This window comes from Erwinia plantamica (assembly GCF_043420595.1).
GTDB lineage: Bacteria > Pseudomonadota > Gammaproteobacteria > Enterobacterales > Enterobacteriaceae > Erwinia > Erwinia aeris.
Genome location: NZ_JBGCUC010000131.1, coordinates 1 through 397, shown reverse-complemented (window position 1 = coordinate 397; position 397 = coordinate 1). Strand labels below are relative to the sequence as shown.

Sequence of the window (397 nt, the reverse complement as noted above, 5' to 3'; positions counted from 1 at the left end):
TTTTTAATAGTACAATTAATGATGTTAATGGACCTTTAGCTGGCAGAAACACAAATAGTGGGAACACGCTTGGTTTTGAGGCGGGTATTATTAATCTGAATAACGCCTCGAATTCCATTATTAAAAAAAATGATAATTCGGCAAAATTCAAGCTTAGTACAGGAGGAGATGGATACGGACTCTTTTTTAATGCCTTTAATGTTGAAATTATTTAACCTAAAATTGTTCTAACCAAAATTGTAAAAAATGCTGCTGGGGTTAATATAGGTGGTCAAAATGTACCTTGGGCCAACAGTTAAATTACGAGATTGGATTCAAAAATACCGGAAATGATAATGCGACCTCTTTTACGATAAGGGATCAATTACCAATAAATATTATTTTTAATTATCCTACG

General features: G+C 32.5%; 2 protein-coding genes. Both read left to right on the top strand.

Annotation, left to right across the window (positions count from 1 at the left end):
• The coding region (locus AB3U87_RS22450) for a hypothetical protein (protein ID WP_394150656.1) at positions 1–215 on the top strand (215 nt) is incomplete at its 5' end.
• Positions 216–283: 68 nt separating this feature from the next.
• Positions 284–397: hypothetical protein (locus tag AB3U87_RS22445; RefSeq protein ID WP_394150658.1), on the top strand; the 114-nt coding region annotated here is incomplete at its 3' end.